The following is a 13,765-nucleotide window of genomic DNA, read 5'->3' on the forward strand; positions in this document are numbered from 1 at the left end:
ATTACTGAAAGTTCCCAGGGGGTTGGGAGAGAGGCGTCGGAAAGCGCGGCGCCCCCAGCTGAAGAAAAGAAGCAGATGCCCTGGTTGCTGGAGACTGCCCTCGTAGTGGTCTCCGTGCTCGCAGTCGTCGGCATTTTCCAGAACTTTGTCGGCCGGCAGTACGTGATCCCCTCCGGCTCCATGGAGCCGACATTGCATGGTTGCGAAGGCTGCAATAACGACCGGATCTTTACCGAAAAGGTTTCCTACTACGGCGATAAGAGCCCGGAACCCGGTGATGTCGTGGTATTCAAGGGCACCCCGGACTGGGATAGCAACTGGGTGTCCCCGCGTTCCGATAACCCAGTGATCCACCGCATTCAGGATGCCCTGAGCTATGTGTCGCTCACCCCGCCCGATGAGAACACTCTGGTCAAGCGCGTTGTTGCCACCGGTGGCCAGACGGTGTCCTGCCAAGAAGGGGATCCGGCAGTCATGGTGGACGGCAAGCCCATTGAACAGGATTATGTGCAGGATCCACCGACCTATCGCGTTGATGAAACCACCGGTTCCTATGCCTGCGGCGGCGCGTACTTTGGCCCCGTGACCGTGCCGGAGGGCAATATCTGGGTGATGGGAGATAATCGCACGGCCTCCGCGGACTCGCGCTATCACATGCAGGATGAGTACCAAGGAACAATCCCCCTGGAGAATGTTCGCGGCAAGGTCATGTTCATCTTCTTCCCCTTCAACCGTATTGGTGGAGTCGATGACCCGGACATCCAGTCCTAGAGTTCGCGATGTTCTTTCGGCGCTGGCTGTCACCTTCGTGGCGCTGGCGTTGATTCAGGCCTTCGTGGGAAGGCTGTATCTCATCCCGTCTTCTTCCATGGAGCCCACCCTGCATGGCTGCCCGGGGTGTACGAATGACCGCATTGCGGTGCAGAAGGTGAGCTATTACTTCAGCGATCCGCGCCCGGGAGAGGTTGTGGTCTTTGCCGGTCCGGAATCGTGGAACACGTCTTTTGAGGTCAAGCGTTCCCACAATGTGTTTCTCCGCGGCATCCAAAATATGGCGGCTGTTGTGGGGCTGGCTCCCAACGGCGATAACATTCTGGTCAAACGGGTCATTGCCACCGGGGGTCAGACCGTGTCGTGCCAGGAGGGCGATCCGGCCGTCATGGTGGACGGCCAACCCACCAACCAGGACTTTGTCCTCGATCCGCCGGAGATACCCGTCGATGAGCGGGTGGGATCGCAGGCCTGTGGCGGCGCGTACTTTGGGCCCGTCACCGTTCCCGAGGGGCACCTGTGGGTGATGGGGGACAACCGCACAAACTCTTTGGATTCGCGCGCGCACCTAGGCGATAAGCTCCAGGGCACCGTTCCAGTGGAGAACGTGCGCGGGAAGGTCGCTGCCGTGGTGGTTCCGATTAGCCGTGCGCACACTATCGAGGACATGCCCCTCTAACCGCTATGCGCCGTCTAAAACAGAAGAGAACCTATGAGGTCGCGCTCTCCAAAGCAGGGTTGGGGCCTGTTGCCGGGGTGGATGAAGCTGGGCGCGGAGCTTGCTGCGGGCCAATAACTATCGCCGCGTGTATTTTGCCGGATCGTATCCTGCCCGGCTTGGAGCGGCTTGATGATTCGAAGAAGCTCACGCCGGCGGCCCGGGAAAAGTTGGAGCCGGTGATCAAACGCCGTGCGCTGGCCTGGTCAGTGGTGCACATAGGCGCGAAGGATATCGATGCCTTTGGCATTCAGCATGCCAACCTGTCAGGAATGCGCCGTGCGGTGGCGCAGCTGGGGATCCGCCCGGGCTATGTGCTGAGCGACGCCCTCTTCGTCCCCGGCCTGCCCACCCCGCAGCTGCCGATCATCGCCGGCGATACCGCCGCACGTTGCATCGCTGCGGCTAGTGTTTTGGCCAAAGTTTCCCGGGACCGTCTCATGGTGGATGTGGCGAAGCACTACCCAGGCTATGCTCTGGAAACCCATAAGGGCTATGGCACAGCTGTGCATCAGGATGCCATCGCCCAGCTGGGGGCGACGCCTGAGCACCGTATGAGCTATCGCAATGTTGCTGAAGCTCATGCACGATTCCTCGCGCGCGCCTGAAGGCTTAGGCAGCAAGTGCGAACTAAGCTTGTGCTCAATCTGTGACACCGTGATCCCGGGTAATTGTGAGCGAAGGAGAAGCACACCGTGAGCGCTGAGGAACTCGATAACTACGAGGCTGAAGTCGAGCTGTCGCTGTACCGCGAATATCGCGATGTGGTCAGCCAATTCTCCTATGTGGTAGAAACCGAACGCAGGTTTTACCTGGCCAATGCGGTGGAGCTCATCCCGCATACCTCCGGCCCGGATGTCTACTACGAGGTCCGCATGTCGGATGCCTGGGTGTGGGACATGTACCGCTCGGCGCGCTTTGTGCGCTATGTCCGTGTGATCACTTACAAGGACGTCAATATTGAGGAGCTGGACAAGCCGGACTTTGTTCTCCCTGAATAGAGTTCTAGGTAAAGGAGTGCGGGGAAACACCATCGAGGTGACCCCGGACTAGTTATCCACAGATTTGCGGTGGCGAGGGAAGAAGCCCTCGCCACCGGACTGTTGTGTGGGGTGTTCTGGAAGTGCCGTAAGGGGTGTGCGGCACGGGGATTTTCTTGTGTCGTGCTTACGGCGTGTTGTGTACACGTTCAATTCCAAGGAGCACCATAGTGACAAGAAATCTAGCAGCCTCTCTGCATTCGCCGACCGTGGGGCAGACCATTCGCCCCGCGGATGCACTAGGAAAAGCAGGGGAGAAATTCGCTGCTGACTTTTACCGCGCACGCGGGGCGCAGGTTATCGCCGCAAACGTTCACTACCGCGTGGGCGAGCTCGATCTCGTTGTGCGCGAGAGCGATGGGACCATTGTCTTTTGCGAAGTTAAGACTCGGGCTACCCGCAACTTTGGAGTCGCGGAGGCGGTAACCCCACGCAAGCTAAAGCGCCTGCGCAAAGCAGCCGCGCAGTGGTTGAGTACTGCGCGGAGTGAAAACCAGACATTAAGCAAGGTTCGTTTTGACGTGCTTGGACTCGTGGCCACCGGGGCACACTCTGGGGAAGCCTTCGAAGTGGAATATTTCCAGGGAGTTGATCATGGCTCTCGGTAGATGCGACACGATAGCGCTAGATGGAGTCCTGGCCCGGGTGGTCACAGTGGAGGCCAACGTTGGCTCCGGACTTCCCGGAGTTCACGTTGTGGGCCTGGGGGATGCAGCGATCTCCGAGTCGCGAGACCGCATCCGCACCGCGGTGAGCAATTCGCATTTGCCATGGCCTAAGACGAAGGTCGTGGTGTCCATGTCACCGGCGTCGCTGCCTAAAGCCGGGGCTCACTTTGACCTCCCGATGGCCTTGGCAATCTTAGCGGCCGGGCAGAGTGAGAAGTGTCGGCTCAGCGGGGCGCTCGTCCTCGGCGAGCTGGGATTGGACGGGCACGTGCGCCCAGTTTCTGGCATCATCCCGGCGATCCTGGCCGCGCGCTCGCAAGGCTATGACACCCTCATCATTCCTGTGGGCAATGCGGCCGAGGCGGCATTGGTGCCCGGAATGACAGTCCTCGTGGCCGAAACCCTGTGGGATGCTTTTGCCTGGGCGTGCGGGAGCGATTGTCTGCCGGATGCACATCTCATCGCACACGCGGCAGCGCCTGCCCGCGAACAGGTCGCAGACTTCAGCGAAGTCGCCGGCCAGAAAGAAGCCAAGTGGGCGGCGGAAGTCGCTGCCGCCGGCGGTCACCACGTGATGATGGTGGGACCGCCCGGCTCTGGAAAGTCGATGATTGCCTCGCGCTTGCCGGGCATTCTGCCGCGCTTGAGCATGGAGCAGGCGGTAGAAGCCACAGCCATCCACTCGGTGGCCGGGGACGTTGGTACCGCCGTTTCTCGCGCTCCCTTCATCGCACCGCATGCTTCGGTAACAAGGGCCGCGCTGATCGGTGGCGGCTCGGGGCGCCCGCGGCCAGGCGCGGTGAGCCTAGCCCACCATGGTGTGCTCTTCCTCGATGAAGTCAGTGAGGTTCCAGCGCAGGTTCTCGATAGCCTGCGCGCCCCTTTAGAAGAAGGACAGGTGCGCCTGACGCGAGCGAGCAGAGAAGTCATCTTCCCCGCACAATTCCAACTGGTACTAGCCGCGAACCCCTGCCGGTGTGGTGCCGAAGAACCAGCGCGCTGCGAGTGCCGTGCGGCAGACAGAATGAATTATCTGTCGAACCTTTCAGGGCCGCTGCGGGACCGCCTCGACATCATCGTGTCGCTATCGGGGCAATCCGCAGTGCTTCATGCCGAAGGGGAGGAAAGCTCAGCGGATATAGCGCAGCGCGTGGCTGCCGCCCGGGAACGGATGAAAGCGCGCTGGGAGGCTGACGGGTTGGGGAGCGTGGTCAATGGTGCCGTGTCCGCTTCCTATTTGAGGCGCCACCGCCCGGCGGCGGAGTCTGCGATGATTATGCTTGCTGCCTATCTAGCGGAAGGTGAGCTGAGCCAACGCGGAGTAGATCGGGTACTGCGTCTGGCATGGACCTTGGCAGACCTCGACGGCTCCGCACGCCCCGAGCTGGACCATGTCAGTCGGGCGTTGGATCTCCGCGGCGCCGGAACCATCGAAAGGCTGGCAGCATGAGCGAGCTCAATCTATCGAGTACCCGGCACACGTGGGCCTACCTTAACCGCGTTGTGGAGGGCCCCTCACCAACCCTCCACGGGCTGCTGAGCCAGTACCCGGCTGAGGAGATCGCCCGGGGAATCTACAAGGGCGAGGAATGGATCGGCCCCTTGCGGCAGGCGACGGCTTCGCGGCGCGATTGGCTGCGGCAAGAAGAAGACCTCGCCGCCGCGGAAGCGGTGGGGGCTCGACTGATCACACCCGCGGATGCGGAGTGGCCGGGAGAAGAGTTATCGCGAGCCTTTGGCTTCTACCACCAAGGAATGGTGGAAGCCCCAGCAACATTTGATGACCAAGCGTTTCCTCCTCACAGCCTGTGGGTCCGTGGAGGGAACCTGCGCGAAACGGTATCCCAATCGGTGGCGCTGGTGGGGACGCGTGCGGTGAGCCGATATGGCTGGGAAGCCGGCTCACTTCTGGCTAGCGGCCTTGCCTCCCACCAATGGACTGTGGTTTCCGGCGGGGCGGTGGGCGTCGATACAGCAGTCCACGAAGCCGCGCTGGATGCAGGAGGCCTAACGGTAGCAGTAGCGGCCTGCGGCATCGACATTTCTTACCCAGCGCGCAATGCAAGGCTCTTTGACAGAATCGCTGAGAAGGGATGCATCGTGTCAGAGTTCGCGCCGGGCACGCGGCCGCAGCGTTTTCGCTTTCTATCCCGCAACCGCCTTGTGGCGGGGATGACGAGCGGTACCGTGGTGGTCGAAGCCGGATTCCGCTCTGGTGCGCTCAACACGTTGAACTGGGCGGAAGCACTGGGCAGGGTTGCCATGGCAGTGCCAGGACCCATCACCACATCTGGGTCCTTGGGTTGCCATCAACGTATCCAGGATGGGCGGGCTCAGTTGGTGGCCTCTGCGGATGAAGTACGGGGTTTGGTTGGCAAGGCGGGCGAGGTGGACGTGGCCGGTCAATATGAACTGGAGTTTCAGCCGACTGCGGTGCAGCGTCTGTCCCGCAATGAGCTTCGGGTATATGACTCCACTCCGCCGGAAAGCGCGGAGGAAGGCGCGAGCGCAGAAGATATTGCGGCGGCCGCAGGAATGCGGGTAGCGCTGACTATTCACTTGCTCGTGGCCATGCAAAAGATGGGGGTGATCACCCGCTCGGGCGCGATGTGGCAGCGCGCCTGAGTACACTCGTGGGACATGAGTGGTGAAAGTGGCAGTAGCGAGCGGCACGTGGGGGGACAGCTGGAGGAAGCGATCGAGGATTTCGCAGAATACCAGCGCATCGTTCGCGGCCGCTCCGAAGCGACCGTCCGCGGCTATTGCTCTGACCTGCGCCTGCTGGCAACGGAAGTCCCCGAATTCGCAGCATTTACGCTGAATTCTCTGCGCGAATGGTTGGCTCACGCCGTTGCTGAAGGTAAGTCCCGCTCCACCTTGGCGCGCCGCACCGCCGCGGTGCGCGCTTTTTCCACGTGGGCTGCGCGTGAAGGCTTCTTAAAAGCTGATGTGGCGCAGCGTCTTGCCACGCCCAAGGTGGGCAAGCACCTGCCCACCGTGATGTCACCCACCGCAGCGGGGGAGTTGATGGGCAATGCCGTCTCCACCGATGAGGTCCACTTCTTACGCGATAGCGCCATGCTTGAATTTCTCTACGCCACCGGTGTGCGTGTGGCTGAGCTCGTCGGCCTCGACGTCGGAGATATCGACCTGTCCCGCCGCACTGCCCGCGTGACCGGTAAGGGCAATAAACAGCGCGTTGTCCCTTTCGGGGATGCAGCTCATGATGCGCTCTGCGCTTGGCTGAAGACAGGGCGCCCCGAGCTTGCTGGCGATACGGAAGCGGTGTTTGTGGGCACGCGCGGCGGGCGCATCGACGCGCGTCAGGTCCGCCGCGTCGTCGAACGCGCCGCCCAAGTGACGGGGACACCGGGGTTAACCCCGCACGGTTTGCGCCACTCGGCGGCTACGCATTTGCTCGAGGGTGGAGCGGATCTGCGCATCGTGCAAGAGCTGCTTGGTCACTCGTCGCTGCAGACCACGCAGGTCTACACTCACGTCTCCGCCCAGCGCCTTAAGGACGTCTACGCTCGCTCCCACCCGCGGGCTTGAGGCGAATGACAGGTTCGCCGAGGAGATCCAGTGGGTTGATGTAGTCCTCGCGGCCCTCAATCGCTCCCCAGTGCAGCCCCGGATAGCCATCCACGGACGGCGCGAGCGTTCCGATGATGTCTCCTTCCTGCACCTGGTCACCTTTCTTAACCCGCGCAAACACCGGTTGATAGGTGGTGCGCAGACCGTTGCCATGAGCAATCGAAAGGGCCGGTTTGCCCGCTATGGCGCCGGCGAAATACACAACGCCGTCGCCAGCGGCACGCACCTTACCGCCGACGGGCAGGTCCAGATCCACACCGCGATGCCCGGCCATCCACCGCTTCTCAGGAGGTTCGAAGCCGCGCAAGACACGCGAAGCAACCGGTTCCCCAGTGGTGGGGTCGACGAAGGCGGCGGCAAGGGGGACGTCGCCAAGCGCAGCCCAGAGGCATAGCAGGGCAGATAAACAAAGTAGACGGTGACGCATGACCTCAAGCCTGCGCGTGAGCGCGGCCCGAGGGAAGGGGGTGTGGTCGACCTGTGGATAATGCGTTAAAGAAGTAACCCATGGTGCGCCAGGGGAAAGTTTCGTGTGGCTGTCAACAAATCGGCGGCGATTAAACAGTCGCGCCGTTTGGAATCAGCGCGTGTGCAGTACTAAGCTAGCCCACAGCAGTCTGTGTTTAATGCCCGGAAGGGTTCCGCATGGATTGACTACGCGCGGCGAAGTAGTCGCTTCCTGGGTTAAGGAAGGGACAGTCCGTGGTTGACGTGGTCCCCAGGATAATGGGGTGTTAGCCAGGGCCTTCGTTGCTAGGGTGCGGAATAAAACACCGCACAATCTTGCAAAACCGAAACAATATATAGAAAGCGAGCGAAACATGGCAGTCGTAACCATGCGCGAGCTCCTCGACGCTGGCGTCCACTTCGGTCACCAGACCCGTCGCTGGAACCCGAAGATGAAGCGCTTCATCTTCACCGACCGTAACGGCATCTACATCATCGACCTGCAGCAGACGCTGACCTACATCGATGAGGCCTTCGAGTTCGTCAAGGAAACCGTCGCACACGGCGGCACCATCCTCTTCGTTGGTACTAAGAAGCAGGCTCAGGAAGCCGTTGCTGAAGAGGCTTCCCGCGTTGGTATGCCGTACGTGAACCACCGCTGGCTCGGCGGTATGCTCACCAACTTCCAGACTGTCTCCAAGCGCCTGAAGCGCATGAAGGAGCTGCAGGCTATGGATGCAGCTGAGGACGGCTACAAGGGCCGCACCAAGAAGGAAGTTCTGATGCTGACCCGTGAGCGCACCAAGCTGGAGCGCGTCCTGGGCGGTATCTCCGATATGACCAAGGCTCCGTCCGCACTGTGGATTGTTGACACCAACAAGGAGCACATCGCGGTCAAGGAAGCTCAGAAGCTTAACATCCCGGTCGTTGCCATCCTGGACACCAACTGTGATCCGGATGAGGTTGACTTCCCGATTCCGGGCAACGACGACGCTATCCGCGCCACCAAGCTGCTCTCCGGCATCATCGCCACCGCTGTGGACGAGGGCAAGAAGGCCCGCGAGGAGCGCCAGCTTGCTCAGGCCAAGGAAGCTGCCGGCGACACCGCTGAGAAGGACGCCCGCGACGCTGCTGAGGCTGCCGCTGCGTCTGACCCGGCTTCCGCAGAGAAGTCTGAGGACGCCGAGAAGTCCGCAGAGTAATCTGCATACCTTAAGCCCCCGTACCGCACGGCCCACAGTGTCCGCGGCGATGGGGGCTTTTTCTCACGTGTTTTTCTTAGCTCGTTAAGGCACGTGACACACTAGAGGGTTGAAACACCACGCAGAGGTTTCCCTCCGCTGGGGGAGTGGGCGAAAAACTACCACCCCCTCAACGCGACGTGGTGGTAGTGATTCGGCTACGCTGTTTCAACGAATACCGTTTAATTCCAAGGAGGATCGCTCCAACTATGGCGAACTACACTGCTGCAGACGTAAAGGCATTGCGTGAGGCCACCGGCGCCGGCATGCTCGATTGCAAGAAGGCTCTCGACGAGTCCCAGGGTGACTACGACAAGGCCGTTGAGTACCTGCGCATCAAGGGCGCAAAGAACGTGTCCAAGCGCGCTGAGCGTGAGGCTACCGAGGGCCTGATCGCCGTGTCCGGCAACACGATGGTGGAAATCAACTGCGAGACCGACTTCGTGGCCAAGAACGAGGCTTTCAAGTCCTTCGCTACCAAGATCGCTGAGGCTGCCGGTGAGGCCAAGGTCAACTCCGGTGAGGAGCTCAACAACCTGGAGATCGACGGCAAGAAGGTTTCCGAGGTCGTTGACGAAGAGTCCGCAAAGACCGGCGAGAAGCTGCAGGCTCGTCGCGCTGTCACCATCGAGGGTGACAACGTAGCTGTGTACCTGCACCAGCGTTCCGCTGACCTGCCGCCGGCAGTGGGTGTCCTGGTGTCCTACGAGGGCAACGCAGAGGGCGCTCACGCAGTCGCACTGCAGATTGCAGCAATGAACGCTGAGTACCTCACCCGCGAGGACGTTCCGGCTGAGATCGTGGAGAAGGAGCGCGAGATCGCTGAGGCCACCACCCGCGAGGAGGGCAAGCCAGAGGCAGCCCTGCCGAAGATCGTGGAAGGCCGCCTCAACGGCTTCTACAAGTCCGTGGTTCTGCTTGAGCAGGCTTCTCTGTCTGACTCCAAGAAGACCGTTAAGCAGGTCGCAGACGAGGCCGGCACCACCATCACCGGTTTCGTCCGCTACGAGGTTGGCGCCTAAGCCTTCCTGAGACTCGTGCAGTCCGGGTTTAGAGTCCCGTGACTGCGAGTGCTCCCTCCTCCTCTTTCTCCCCAGGGCTGCGTGCTCGGTGGAAGAAACTTGGGGGAGGGAGTTCGCCGTTTTGTCCCCGCCCCTGAGGGTGGGGGCCGCACGCAGCTGAATATATGACAGCGCCTTCCTATGGTTAAGATGGAACAGAATTATTCAAGCGCTTAACTGAAGCGTCGCCATGCGTGAAGGAGACGATGAAGACCGTGACTACCCCTGAACCGAAGCGAACCGGATACAAGCGAGTCATGCTCAAACTGGGCGGTGAGATGTTCGGCGGTGGAAAGGTCGGCATCGATCCTGATGTTGTAGAAAATGTTGCCCGCCAAATCGCCGAGGTGGCGAAGCAGGGGACTGAAATCGCCGTCGTTATCGGTGGCGGTAACTTCTTCCGCGGTGCCGAGCTTTCGCAGCGTGGCATGGACCGCGCCCGCTCTGACTACATGGGCATGTTGGGCACCGTCATGAACTCCCTGGCGCTGCAGGACTTCCTCAAGCAGCAAGGCATTGACTGCCGCGTGCAGACTTCCATCAACATGGCGCAGATTGCGGAGCCTTACCTGCCGCTGCGCGCCGACCGCCACCTGGAGAAGGGCCGCGTAGTTATCTTCGGTGCCGGTATGGGCATGCCGTATTTCTCCACCGACACCACCGCCGCGCAGCGCGCCCTGGAGATCGGTGCGGAGGTCCTCTTCCTGGCCAAGGCTGTCGACGGCGTCTACTCCGCCGACCCGCGCACCAACCCGGACGCGGAGCTGTACTCCGAAATCACCCCGCGCGAAGTCATTGAGAAGAACCTCAAGGTGGCTGATGCCACGGCATTTAGCCTGTGCATGGACAACAATATGCCGATTTTGGTCTTCAACCTGCTTACGGAAGGCAATATCAAGCGCGCTGTCAACGGCGAGCAGATCGGCACGCTGGTCCAGTCCTAGTACAAATAGGCCGCGACCTGCTAAATTCTTTCCCAGTACTTTTGACTATTTCAAGGGAGTTGTAACCCTCATGATCGACGAGATCCAGCTCGAAGCTGAAGAGCACATGACCGCTTCGGTTGAGCACACCCGCGAGCAGCTGCTCACCATCCGCACTGGCCGTGCCAACCCGGCTATGTTTAACGGCCTGGTTGCTGAGTACTACGGTGTGCCGACCCCGATTACCCAGATGGCCACCATCTCGGTACCAGAGCCGCGCATGCTGCTTATCAAGCCTTATGAGCAGTCCGTGATGAACGAGATTGAGAACGCAATCCGTAACTCGGATCTGGGCGTGAACCCGACCAATGACGGCCAGGTGCTGCGCGTGACCATCCCGCAGCTCACTGAGGAACGCCGCCGCGACATGGTCAAGATGGCCAAGAGCAAGGGCGAGGACGGCAAGATTGCTATCCGTAATATCCGTCGCCGTGCGATGGAGCAGCTCAAGAAGCTGCAGAAGGATGGTGACGCCGGCGAGGACGAGGTTATCGCTGCCGAGAAGGAGATGGAAAAGATTACCTCCGGCTACATCGAGCAGGTGGACAAGCTCGTCGCCAATAAGGAAGAGGAGCTCATGGAGGTCTAGCCTCCGCACTTTTAGAGCTTTGATTTGCCGCCGCGCCAGGCACCGGCCAGCACGGCGGTCTTTTCTGTGTAGAGCCAGACCACCCACGATGAGATGAGGAGCATGCGTGAGCACTGAGCACTCGAGTCGGATGCCCAAACCCAAGAATTCTGCGGGGCGAGACATGCCCGCGGCAATTGCCGTCGGCGTCGGCCTAGGCGCGCTCGTCGTCTTCGCGGTGTGGGCTGGGCCTCTTGTGTGGTACCTCGTCGTCGCCGCCGCGGTGGGATTGGGCATGTGGGAAGTGCTGACTCGGCTGCGGGAGCACTCCTACTATGTCCCACGCACCCTGCTGATCGTTCTCGGCCAGGCAATGCTCTGGGTCTCGTGGTTTCTTAACGCCCCGGGCCTTGTTGCGGTGTATGTGGTCGCGGTCCTAGCCCTCATGTTTGGGCGCCTCTTCCATAACGGCAGGCACCGCCCGCCAATTAACTATCTTCGCGATATGTCGATGGGCATCTTCGTGCTGACGTGGATCCCCTTGTTCGGCACGTTTGCCGCGATGCTCTCACGGGTGGAAACGCCGTTTGCTTCGGGGACGGCGTCGATTGTCGTGTTTATGCTCTGCGTGGTCGCCTCAGACACCGGTGGTTTCATCGCCGGCGTGATGTTTGGCTCGCACCCCATGGCTCCTGCGGTGAGCCCTAAAAAATCGTGGGAAGGCTTTGCCGGCTCCGTAGTCTTCGGCACCCTGACCGGTGCGCTTTCTTTCGCATTCCTTCTTCACCACAAGCCGTGGGTAGGCGCGCTGATGGGCTTGGGGCTGGTTTTCTGCGCCACTCTCGGTGACTTAGTGGAATCCCAGTTCAAGCGCGAACTGGGAATCAAAGATATGTCCGCCTTGCTGCCGGGGCACGGCGGCATCATGGATCGCTTAGACGGCATGCTGCCCTCCGCGATGGTGACCTGGGTGGCGATGAGCTTCCTCACCACCCTTGCACCTTAGGTTTAGCGGCGAGCCTGCTTGCGTACCTGGCGGCGCAGCTCGAACATGCGCCAGCCGCCAACGAGGGCCATGATGAGAGCACCGGCGATGGCGCAGATGAGGTAGGTGACGCCCGCCGGGAACTGGACGGACCAGTTAAGGAAGTTCAGCGGTACCTGGTGTTGGTTCTGCAGGATGAAGATGATGAGGACGATGAGCAGCAGGAAGCCCACGATCAGGGCAATCCACGTGCTGGCAGCGAAGGAGCCCTTCACCTTGCCATCATTCTTGTTCTCATAATCCGGCGTGGTTGGAACTGGCTCTACTGAGCCTTCGGTGGCGGGGGCTTCCGCGGTGTAATCAGTCAGCGGCTCCTCGGCCGGGGTGGTGGTACGGAATTCCTCAGGGGAGTTTTCTGGATTCGTCATGCATCTATTAAATAGGTTGAGATGTCACTTTCGCCACTCCAGCAGAGCTTAGATTGGATAATGTGGCCGAAAACGTGGAAAATGGGCTCTACCATGGCTGAACCACTGAAACTGAATTTCTCCGCTCCGCGCCGCGGGCTACCCCCGAAGCACTTCGCGGACTTGACCGAGGCCGAGCGCATTGAGGTGCTCGCGGAACTTGGCCTTCCCAAGTTCCGGGCAAAGCAGCTGGCCAAGCACTACTACGTCCACCACACCGCCGATGTTTCCGAGATGACGGATATCCCGGCCGCCGCCCGCGAGGCGGTCCAGGAGCGTTTGTTCCCCACGCTCATGGAGCCCATTCGGCAAACCTCCACCGACGATGGGGAAACCACCAAGTCCCTGTGGCGTTTGCACGATAGCACCCTGTTGGAGTCCGTGCTCATGCGCTACCCAGGTCGCGCCACCCTGTGTATCTCCTCCCAGGCTGGCTGCGGCATGGCCTGCCCATTCTGCGCCACCGGCCAGGGAGGTTTGGATCGCAACCTGTCCACCGCGGAAATCGTGGAGCAGTTTAGGCACGCTGCTCGCCTCATGGAAGAAGAAGGCGGGCGCCTAAGCAACGTTGTCTTCATGGGTATGGGCGAGCCGCTGGCCAACTACAAGCGCGTGGTCCATGCAGTGCGCCAGATAACCGGCTCTGACCTCACCGGTTTCGGCCTTTCCCAGCGCAATGTCACGGTGTCCACGGTCGGCTTGGCACCGGCCATCCGTAAGCTCGCGGATGAGGATTTATCCTGCACCCTCGCAGTCTCCCTGCACACCCCGGACGACGAACTGCGCGATACCCTCGTGCCGGTTAACAACCGCTGGCCGGTTGAAGAAGTGCTCGATGCCGCTAAGTACTACGCCGATAAGTCGGGCCGCCGCGTGTCCATCGAGTATGCGTTGATCCGCGATAAGAACGATCAGGATTTCCGCGCCGACATGCTGGGCCGGAAGCTGCATGCGGCACTGGGCTCTAAGGTCCACGTCAACGTCATTCCGCTCAACCCCACACCAGGCTCGGAGTGGGACGCTGCCCCGAAGGCGCGCCAGGACGAGTTCGTTCGCCGCGTCATCGCGCAGGGCGTGCCCTGCACCGTGCGTGATACCAAGGGTGATGAAATCGCTGCGGCTTGTGGCCAGCTCGCCGCTGATGAGCGCGAGACCGCGTAAGGGCCCTGCTTACAGTTTCCTAACAATAGTTTTTCCGGAGAACAAAGAATTAATGGTTCTT

16 protein-coding genes are annotated in these 13,765 nt (G+C 60.7%); 14 read left to right on the plus strand and 2 right to left on the minus strand.

Annotation, left to right across the window (positions count from 1 at the left end; all coding sequences use genetic code 11):
* Window positions 1-75 precede the first annotated feature (75 nt).
* The 8 genes from lepB (HMPREF2996_RS01985) to HMPREF2996_RS02020 all read left to right on the plus strand — a co-directional run bounded on the left by lepB (HMPREF2996_RS01985) (window position 76) and on the right by HMPREF2996_RS02020 (window position 6,749).
* Window positions 76-771 carry a signal peptidase I gene (gene lepB, locus HMPREF2996_RS01985; RefSeq protein ID WP_236659254.1) on the plus strand — a complete coding sequence of 232 codons (696 nt, stop codon included), beginning with the start codon at window positions 76-78 and terminating at the stop codon, window positions 769-771.
* Window positions 749-1,450 carry a signal peptidase I gene (gene lepB / locus HMPREF2996_RS01990; protein ID WP_070520044.1) on the plus strand — a complete coding sequence of 234 codons (702 nt, stop codon included), beginning with the start codon at window positions 749-751 and terminating at the stop codon, window positions 1,448-1,450. Before lepB (HMPREF2996_RS01985) ends, lepB (HMPREF2996_RS01990) begins: the two co-directional genes overlap by 23 nt.
* A gap of 5 nt (window positions 1,451-1,455) precedes the next feature.
* Window positions 1,456-2,097 carry a ribonuclease HII gene (locus HMPREF2996_RS01995; protein ID WP_070445549.1) on the plus strand — a complete coding sequence of 214 codons (642 nt, stop codon included), beginning with the start codon at window positions 1,456-1,458 and terminating at the stop codon, window positions 2,095-2,097.
* An 87-nt stretch (window positions 2,098-2,184) separates the two neighbouring features.
* Window positions 2,185-2,490 carry a DUF2469 domain-containing protein gene (locus HMPREF2996_RS02000; RefSeq protein ID WP_005528899.1) on the plus strand — a complete coding sequence of 102 codons (306 nt, stop codon included), beginning with the start codon at window positions 2,185-2,187 and terminating at the stop codon, window positions 2,488-2,490.
* A 209-nt stretch (window positions 2,491-2,699) separates the two neighbouring features.
* Entirely contained in the window at window positions 2,700-3,137 is a 438-nt protein-coding gene (locus tag HMPREF2996_RS02005; protein ID WP_070520047.1) for a YraN family protein, read from the plus strand.
* A complete protein-coding gene (locus HMPREF2996_RS02010; RefSeq protein ID WP_070729834.1) occupies window positions 3,124-4,647 on the plus strand; it encodes a YifB family Mg chelatase-like AAA ATPase in 1,524 nt (507 codons plus the stop codon). The genes HMPREF2996_RS02005 and HMPREF2996_RS02010 overlap by 14 nt, the downstream gene beginning before the upstream one ends.
* The gene (gene dprA / locus HMPREF2996_RS02015; RefSeq protein WP_070729837.1) at window positions 4,644-5,822 is read left to right on the plus strand and encodes a DNA-processing protein DprA; all 1,179 of its coding nucleotides are present in this window, start codon (window positions 4,644-4,646) and stop codon (window positions 5,820-5,822) included. The genes HMPREF2996_RS02010 and dprA overlap by 4 nt, the downstream gene beginning before the upstream one ends.
* Before the next feature lie 15 nt (window positions 5,823-5,837).
* Complete coding sequence (locus tag HMPREF2996_RS02020; protein WP_070729839.1) at window positions 5,838-6,749, plus strand: tyrosine recombinase XerC; 912 nt, start codon at window positions 5,838-5,840, stop codon at window positions 6,747-6,749.
* On the opposite strand, the gene HMPREF2996_RS02025 is transcribed toward HMPREF2996_RS02020, so the two are convergent.
* Window positions 6,712-7,218: a M23 family metallopeptidase gene (locus tag HMPREF2996_RS02025; RefSeq protein ID WP_070445564.1), complete on the minus strand. Its 507-nt coding sequence runs from the start codon at window positions 7,216-7,218 to the stop codon at window positions 6,712-6,714. The genes HMPREF2996_RS02020 and HMPREF2996_RS02025 overlap by 38 nt on opposite strands.
* Before the next feature lie 394 nt (window positions 7,219-7,612).
* Here HMPREF2996_RS02025 and rpsB point away from each other — a divergent pair, with 394 nt between their 5' ends.
* The 5 genes from rpsB (at window position 7,613) to HMPREF2996_RS02050 (ending at window position 12,097) form a co-directional block, all read left to right on the plus strand.
* A complete protein-coding gene (gene rpsB / locus HMPREF2996_RS02030; protein WP_010190382.1) occupies window positions 7,613-8,440 on the plus strand; it encodes a 30S ribosomal protein S2 in 828 nt (275 codons plus the stop codon).
* A gap of 248 nt (window positions 8,441-8,688) precedes the next feature.
* Window positions 8,689-9,501 carry a translation elongation factor Ts gene (gene tsf, locus HMPREF2996_RS02035; RefSeq protein ID WP_070445567.1) on the plus strand — a complete coding sequence of 271 codons (813 nt, stop codon included), beginning with the start codon at window positions 8,689-8,691 and terminating at the stop codon, window positions 9,499-9,501.
* 245 nt (window positions 9,502-9,746) lie between these two features.
* Window positions 9,747-10,484, plus strand: coding sequence for a UMP kinase (gene pyrH / locus HMPREF2996_RS02040; RefSeq protein WP_010190380.1), 738 nt, complete (start codon window positions 9,747-9,749; stop codon window positions 10,482-10,484).
* A gap of 70 nt (window positions 10,485-10,554) precedes the next feature.
* Window positions 10,555-11,112: a ribosome recycling factor gene (gene frr / locus HMPREF2996_RS02045; protein ID WP_010190379.1), complete on the plus strand. Its 558-nt coding sequence runs from the start codon at window positions 10,555-10,557 to the stop codon at window positions 11,110-11,112.
* Between the two features lie 130 nt (window positions 11,113-11,242).
* Window positions 11,243-12,097, plus strand: a complete 855-nt coding sequence (locus tag HMPREF2996_RS02050; protein ID WP_198530945.1) for a phosphatidate cytidylyltransferase — start codon at window positions 11,243-11,245, stop codon at window positions 12,095-12,097.
* 2 nt (window positions 12,098-12,099) lie between these two features.
* On the opposite strand, the gene HMPREF2996_RS02055 is transcribed toward HMPREF2996_RS02050, so the two are convergent.
* Window positions 12,100-12,504 (minus strand): LapA family protein, encoded by a 405-nt coding sequence (locus HMPREF2996_RS02055; protein ID WP_070729840.1) that lies wholly within the window; start codon window positions 12,502-12,504, stop codon window positions 12,100-12,102.
* A gap of 93 nt (window positions 12,505-12,597) precedes the next feature.
* On the opposite strand from HMPREF2996_RS02055, the gene rlmN reads away from it, so the two are divergent.
* Window positions 12,598-13,704 carry a dual-specificity RNA methyltransferase RlmN gene (rlmN, locus tag HMPREF2996_RS02060; protein ID WP_070729880.1) on the plus strand — a complete coding sequence of 369 codons (1,107 nt, stop codon included), beginning with the start codon at window positions 12,598-12,600 and terminating at the stop codon, window positions 13,702-13,704.
* The last annotated feature ends 61 nt before the right edge of the window (window positions 13,705-13,765 follow it).

The sequence above is a fragment of the Corynebacterium sp. HMSC066C02 genome, assembly GCF_001814945.1.
GTDB classification, from domain to species: domain Bacteria; phylum Actinomycetota; class Actinomycetes; order Mycobacteriales; family Mycobacteriaceae; genus Corynebacterium; species Corynebacterium aurimucosum.

Excerpts from the sequence above, each read along its gene's own strand:
- lepB (WP_070520044.1), top strand. The coding sequence starts at position 749 with ATGACCCGGACATCCAGTCCTAGAGTTCGCGATGTTCTTTCGGCGCTG.
- HMPREF2996_RS02055 (WP_070729840.1), bottom strand. The coding sequence starts at position 12,504 with ATGACGAATCCAGAAAACTCCCCTGAGGAATTCCGTACCACCACCCCG.
- lepB (WP_236659254.1), top strand. The coding sequence starts at position 76 with ATGCCCTGGTTGCTGGAGACTGCCCTCGTAGTGGTCTCCGTGCTCGCA.
- HMPREF2996_RS02020 (WP_070729839.1), top strand. The coding sequence starts at position 5,838 with ATGAGTGGTGAAAGTGGCAGTAGCGAGCGGCACGTGGGGGGACAGCTG.
- HMPREF2996_RS02050 (WP_198530945.1), top strand. The coding sequence starts at position 11,243 with ATGCCCAAACCCAAGAATTCTGCGGGGCGAGACATGCCCGCGGCAATT.
- pyrH (WP_010190380.1), top strand. The coding sequence starts at position 9,747 with ATGAAGACCGTGACTACCCCTGAACCGAAGCGAACCGGATACAAGCGA.
- HMPREF2996_RS02010 (WP_070729834.1), top strand. The coding sequence starts at position 3,124 with ATGGCTCTCGGTAGATGCGACACGATAGCGCTAGATGGAGTCCTGGCC.
- frr (WP_010190379.1), top strand. The coding sequence starts at position 10,555 with ATGATCGACGAGATCCAGCTCGAAGCTGAAGAGCACATGACCGCTTCG.
- dprA (WP_070729837.1), top strand. The coding sequence starts at position 4,644 with ATGAGCGAGCTCAATCTATCGAGTACCCGGCACACGTGGGCCTACCTT.
- rpsB (WP_010190382.1), top strand. The coding sequence starts at position 7,613 with ATGGCAGTCGTAACCATGCGCGAGCTCCTCGACGCTGGCGTCCACTTC.
- HMPREF2996_RS01995 (WP_070445549.1), top strand. The coding sequence starts at position 1,456 with ATGCGCCGTCTAAAACAGAAGAGAACCTATGAGGTCGCGCTCTCCAAA.
- HMPREF2996_RS02025 (WP_070445564.1), bottom strand. The coding sequence starts at position 7,218 with ATGCGTCACCGTCTACTTTGTTTATCTGCCCTGCTATGCCTCTGGGCT.
- tsf (WP_070445567.1), top strand. The coding sequence starts at position 8,689 with ATGGCGAACTACACTGCTGCAGACGTAAAGGCATTGCGTGAGGCCACC.
- rlmN (WP_070729880.1), top strand. The coding sequence starts at position 12,598 with ATGGCTGAACCACTGAAACTGAATTTCTCCGCTCCGCGCCGCGGGCTA.